This is a genomic window from Anabaena sp. CCY 9910 (genome assembly GCF_963920875.1).
Taxonomy (GTDB): Bacteria; Cyanobacteriota; Cyanobacteriia; order Cyanobacteriales; family Nostocaceae; genus Trichormus; species Trichormus variabilis.
Map to the genome: position 1 here is coordinate 1 of NZ_CAWUDJ010000094.1, position 3,588 is coordinate 3,588.

Annotated in this window: 1 protein-coding gene; it reads right to left on the reverse strand. The window is 42.1% G+C overall.

The genetic code is table 11. The features are described from left to right. Window positions 1–75: 75 nt before the first annotated feature. On the reverse strand, window positions 76–3,462 hold the full coding sequence (locus ACM5QX_RS29330) for an amino acid adenylation domain-containing protein (protein ID WP_414756723.1): 3,387 nt from the start codon (window positions 3,460–3,462) through the stop codon (window positions 76–78). Window positions 3,463–3,588 lie beyond the last annotated feature (126 nt).

The window sequence follows — 3,588 nt, forward strand, 5'->3', positions numbered from 1 at the left end:
TGACTATTGACTATTGACTATTGACTATTGACTATTGACTATTGACTATTGACCACCCTCAAAAGGGTTTTTAGTTCAGTGCGTTCCTAGATTTGTCACATCCACACCATTACCTACTAAAGATACAACAGCTAGCATCTGTGCCATTAGTTCCAAATAGCGATCGCCAAGTCTGCGAATAGTTGCAGGTAGGTGGAAATTGCGAGAGTATTCGATTTCTAAGTGAACAGTGCCATCGGTGATAGAGAAGAAAAACTCTAGTAACGCTGTACGTTTTTGGTCAGGGGAAGACAACCGACTATCTCTATCTTCCTCAATAAACTCAAACAGTTCCGAGGAGGGAGCAGTACGATTTCCTAAGTAGTTAGCTCTGACTGGTGTGAGATTGTTATCGGGATAAACATAATGAGGAAGCTGCTCAGAAATCCAATCAAAAGTTACACCATTCATCGGTAACTCGTTAAATTTGGCTTGGATTTCCTTAGTGGTTTGCTCCCACCTAATGGAACGTTCTAGATTAACCCCGACAGGGAAATTCATCGCAAAGTTACCAACACTATTTAAAAACGTGTGCTTGCTATCTAGATTCCTGCCGTGGCTGCGATGGCTAACTACTACCCAATGTTGTCCACTCCACTCAGCCATTAACTGATACAAGGTAGAAAGTAGCAACGTGTAGACATTACATTTGTAATACTGTTTAGCTTCACGTAAGAGTATGTTACTACTGTTTTTGGACAGGGTGAATTTTTCCCTGGCGGCGGAAGCCTCTAAATTAGCACCTTTTTGATGGTCAAAGGGAACTTGGAAGGTATATTCCTGAGAAGGAAATTGAGATTTCCAATAATCTACATGACTTCTCAAAGCTCCTTGTTGTTCCGCCTGCATCAGTACACGCACATAGTCCATATAAGAAGGTGTCGCAGGGAGAGGCTGAGAAATCTGACTTCTGTTCCCCAGCAATTCGCTGTAAGTCAACCATAATTGATGAAAAATTACCCCAGTACTCAGCAAATCACCGATGATATGATGCCCAACCATCGAGATATCGTAGCAGGATTCATTCACCTTGATCGCGATGACTTTCATCAGCGGCCATTGGTCAATTTGAAACTGTTGAGCGATTTCTTGTATCCGGTTGTGGATTTCACTGTCTCGTTGTGCAGATGTCAGATGACTACCATCGTAGAATTCAGCACTCAACTTTTGATCTGGGGAAATTAACTGTTGCCACCATTGTTGATCTCGTTGCACAAACACAGTCCGTAGTGCGGGATGAGTTTCCAGTACAATATTGAGAGCTTGGTTAAATATCTCTGGGTCTAATGGTTGATGGAAAAGAAAACGTGTGTAGCCATTCCATTGATATGGAGCCTCAAAGTATTTCACTAACCAACGTTGAGCAGGGCCTAGAGGTAAGTATTCCTGAGATACTGTTGGCTTTTCTTGGGTGATAGCAGCCAAAATAGCCTTGCGGTCTAGCTTCCCATTGTGGGTTTTAGGTAAACTGGCTAGCCATTCCCATCGGTGAGGAATCATGTAATCAGGCAAGCGTTGAGCCAGGAATTCCTTAATTTGTTGATTGTCTACTTGAGAACCAGCCAAGCAAGCTATTAACCGTTTTTGACCATTTTCGTAATCTACAGCTAAAACGGCAGCTTCACTAATCGCGGGATGGCTATTGAGAACACTTTCGATTTCCCCCAGTTCTACACGGAAACCACGTATTTTAATTTGGTGGTCAATGCGTCCATGATACTCGAAACTACCATCGGGCAATTCCACAGCTAAATCGCCGGTTTTGTATAAATATTCCCCTGGAACGTGAGAAAAGGGATTCAGCCGGAATGCGTCTGCTGTGCGTTGTGGATCTTTGAGATAACCCTTAGCCAATTGTACACCGCCAATCCAGAGTTCTCCCATTTTTCCTGGGGCTAATGGCTGCATCTGTTCATCCAAGATTAAGATATACACATTATCTATAGCTTTACCTATAGGAATGCAGATTTCTTGTTCGCCTGGACGTTGACGAATGATGTGTGCAGTGACATCGATGGAAGCTTCAGTGGGGCCATAAAGATTGGCTAAACCAACACTCATACCATACTTATCAATCCAACGCTGTACAAAAGGCACAGGTAAAGCTTCGCCACTAAAGACTAACCAACGCAAATCGGGAAAAGTCCATGATTCTGATTCTAAAGCGTTACAAAATTCTCCAAATAGGGAAGGAACAAAGTGCATGACATTGATTTGGTTGTCTTTAATCCACTGTGCTAAGAGCCAAGGATTTTTGACTGTTTCTGTTTCTACAGAATAAACAGTAGCTCCCACCATCAAAGGCCAGAATATTTCCCATACTGATATATCAAAACAGCAAGATGTTTTTTGAGCAACGCGATCGCCATAACGCAATTGAAAAGCATTCTGCATCCAAACTAGGCGATTCATGTAACCCCGATGGTTGAGCATCACTCCTTTCGGTTTACCTGTAGAACCAGAGGTGTACAGTACTGTCATCAAGTCATCAGGAGTATTCACATTGGCAGGAGCTATATCTGAACAACGCGCCCAAGTCTTTTTGTTTAGCTGTGTCCAAGCTTTACCTTGCTCAAAAACACCCTCATCTAAGAACATCAAAGTATTTAAAGGTAACTGCTCAGTCAGGCATTCTGCTAACTTGTTTGTCAAGCGATTTTCTGTTAGCAAAATTCCGATTTGGGCGTGTTCTAATATGTACTTAATCCGTTCATGAGGATATATGGGATCTAAAGGAACGTAAGTTCCGCCTGCTTTGAGAATACCAAGAATACCCACAAACATCAAAGGCCCGCGTCGTGTCATGATTCCCACAAACACGCCTGGTTTAACTCCCTGAGCCTGCAAATAATTAGCCACCTGATTAGAAAGACGGTTTAACTCTGCGTAGGTAATTTGAGTTTCTCCATCCGTCACCGCTATGGCATTGGGAGTACGCTTGGCTTGCTCGATAATTTCCCAGTAAGGAATTTCTTGGGATTGTTGATGGTTGACAACTGATTGCTGTTGTAAAGAAGATGATTGTTTCTTCCCAAGTAGCACAGCCATTTCTTGGAGACTGCGACAAGAAAGCAAGGCTTGACGATTTACTTTGCCTAACCGTTTTTCTAACCTCGTAACAATGCGGATAAGTTCCAAAGAATCCATTCCCAATTCTGCTTCTAAATCCTTGGCCATATCATTGTCAGTAATCTGGGAATGGCAGATTTCTGTGGCAATCTCTTGCAGAAGCTGCGTTATATTTACATCTGTTTGTGTCTTAGTTACTGGCTGCGTTAGTTGCTCAGAGGAGATTTTTAGTGAAGCTAACTCCTGGATTTGGGTAATGTATTCCTGCATCAATTCATCAATAACAGACTCAGGGAAAAAGTTACTATCGTAGCTAGCGAACAAATGTAAACTGTCGTCAAATATTTCTTGCAAAATATCAATTGTTCCTGCCGCATTAATACCACCTGCGCGATAATCGATGACATCTATGGAACCATATTTGTTTTGGTAGTGGTAAATATGTAGTGATAATAAAATTAGACGCTACAACAAGAATTA